At 69.8% G+C, this 2,813-nt stretch carries 1 pseudogene; it reads left to right on the top strand.

Annotation, left to right across the window (positions count from 1 at the left end):
• A pseudogene (locus RFM41_RS33900) lies at nucleotides 1-2,813 on the top strand (shikimate kinase); the annotation flags it as partial.

Here is a 2,813-nt window from a genome sequence, read left to right as displayed (position 1 = left end):
GGAGGTCCTTCGCCGCGCCGATCGCCCGGATGTCGGGCTCTCCGATTTTACTGCTCAAGGCTTGGCGATCCTGGTGAACGGCTTCGGCAAGTGGACGCAAGAGCCGGTGTGCTATCAGGCTCTGGTGGAGATCGCCCGCGGTCTCGGCCCCAAGGGCCGTCGCTTCGGCGCTTTCATCACGCCTGCGCTGGGCAACATCGCCAACAGTCTGGCGCGCGGTATCCTGCAGGGCGAGGAAGCCGGGGAGGTGGCCGAACCGGCTTTGCTGAAGGAGCGGCTGCAGCAGCTGGCGCATTATCTCCACTATGCCGATGACCGGCTGCAGCAGGCCGATGTCCTGGCCATCGCCAACATCTTCAAGGCCCTGAGCAAGGCGCAGTTGTCCGACGATCTGGGTGTGCTGGCAAAGCCGGGGCTGGAGCGGCTGGAGGCGCTGCGCGCCACGCCCGCCTTCGAGCGCGACAACAACCTGGAGACCATGGGCAATCTGTGCGCCGCCCTGCTGCCGCTGGCGCGCAGCCCGCGGCCGGCGTTGCGCTGGTACCGCAGGCCGGCGCTGAACCTGCTCAACGCCATCCAGCCGGTGGTGGAGCGCAAGATCGAGGCGCATCTCGAGGCAGGCCAGGCCGAGCGCGACAGCGGCGCCAATGCAAGCCGCTGCCCGGCGCTGTCGGTCTATCAGGTGCTCAAGACCCGCGCGGTGCTGGAGAAGCTCTACCGGCGGCCCTATGTCGAGGGCGACAAGCTCGCCTTGCGGCGCCGCCAGGAAGAGCTGCACGCCAAGACCAGCCAGATCCTGGACAGCGCCCGCGCCCTCATCGAGGCCGACCTTTCCAACATGAGCTGGAACGTGATCGCCGAGATCGAGGCGGAGGGGCCGCTCGACGCGCTCGACACCTTCATGGCCCAGAACGCGCCGAGCGTCCAGGCCCAGCATGCCGCCGCCGTCTTCGATGTCCATGGCGTGCTTGAGGCCATGGACCACGAGCCGCGGCCGCCGCAAGGCGATGCCGGACTGATGCGGCTGCCGGTGGTCGACATGCAGGGGCGGCCGCTGGCCGGCGAAGCGGAGCTGCGCTATTCCATCTTCCACCGCCTGACCTCGGGGGCTGTCAAGGTGGTTGCGGTGCAGCTGCCGGGCAAGCCGAGCGCCTTCATGCTGGCGCGCACGCTCAGCGTCGAGGGCGTGCCCTACCGCATGGACCTGTTCGGCGGCAGCAAGCTGAAGGCGCCGCAAAAGTCCCTGGCCCAGCTTGCCGCCCGCCTGCCCGGCGCGACCGACGAGGCCACCGGCGGCAAGCTTTTGGCGATCCCCTATGCCGACACGGCGCCGGGGACGGCCTTCGAGCAGCTGGCGCGGGCCTGGGCGCCGTTCAAGGAAGCCTATTACTACACCCAGCGCCGCGGCTTTGCCGCGCCGCCGGACATCCCCGGGCTTGGCCCGCACGACTATGCGCTGGAAGGCGCCTTCAGGCTGTCGCTCCTGCCCGACCGCCCGGCAGGGGCAGCGCATCCCTTCAGGCTCGCCGGGCCGGACGGCCCGATCGCCTTGCGGCCGCATGACGGCTGCGGCTTCATCAGGGCCTCGCTGGCCGAGCGCATGCCGGCCATCGCCCGGGCCGTCCGCCCGGACGGCGCCGCGCCGGTGCGTGTCTTTGGCCAGGGCAAGCGAACCTCGGTGCCGGCCTCGGGCCTGCAGCATTATCCGCGCGACGCAGCGGTGGCCGAGGAGACGCGCGAGAAGGCCGAGGCCTGGCTCGGCAGCCGTGAGCAGCCGAGGCTGACGGCCGAGGAGCTGTTTCGGACCGTCACCTCTGGCCACATCGACGGCCCGGGCGCCGTCGCCGTGCCGTCCGGCGACGGACGCCTTTATGTGCCGACGCTCAAGAGCGAGACCTTGACCGCCGATGGCGGCGTGCTTGTCGGGCGCTCGCCCTACGACAAGCCGAACCTGCGCCCGTTCGCCGCCGGCCAGGTCAGGTCGGCGCGCGACGGCGACGCGACCGCGGCGTTCCTGGACCGGTGCGTGGCCTTCCAGTACAGCTTCAACGTCGCGCACAAGTCGGGGGAAAGGCTTGCCGCCGACGATCCGACCTTGTTTGCCAAGGGCATCCTGATCGTGGTGCCCGACCGGATGTGGCCGGCCGCCTTCGCCGAGCGTTCGGTGGTGATGTCGGCCGAGGACGTCAAGTGCCATTCGCACTGGCTCGAGGGCAAGGACCGGGTCAAGGCCGACACCGGGCTCGACTGCGTCGGCATCCTGCAGGCGACGGAGGTGTTCGCGCCCGGCTCGCTGGTTGCGGTGCCGAGCGCCGAACAAAAGAAGCTCGACGGCGATTTCGACGGCGACACCGTTGTCATCGTCGGCGACCGGCCCAGGCTCTACGAGCATGTGCGCCAGTTCGACCAGAAGGAGCAGGCGCGCGGCCTGGCCTCGCTGAAGCCGCCGAAGTCGCACACGCCGGCCATCGAGAACGGCGACTACCAGTTCAGCCGCTCCCGGCAGATCCTGTCGGCCACCCAGCAGGTGCTGGAGAGCTACAGCTGCCTGCAGCGCAACGTCCTGGCGCAGCCGCTTGAAGCGCAACGCTGGTTTGCCGAGCGTGCCGTCTTCGGCACTTACGAGGGCATTCACCATGAGCTCAGGGCCGACATCCGCGTCCAGCTGCAGGCAGAGCGGCCGGACGGCCAGGCCATGCAGGGGCTCCTCGAGAGGGCCAGGCAGGACGGCGAGGCGGCCCGGCATCCGGTGGCCCGCGAACTGGCCGCCTTGCTGGTCAGCGAGCTCGAGACCTGGGCCCACCAGGGCAATG

Origin of the sequence: Mesorhizobium vachelliae (assembly GCF_033977325.1) — a bacterium.
Taxonomy (GTDB): domain Bacteria; phylum Pseudomonadota; class Alphaproteobacteria; order Rhizobiales; family Rhizobiaceae; genus Mesorhizobium; species Mesorhizobium vachelliae.
Note: the sequence above shows the minus strand (reverse complement) of the source record. Positions and strands in the feature narration are given on the sequence as shown.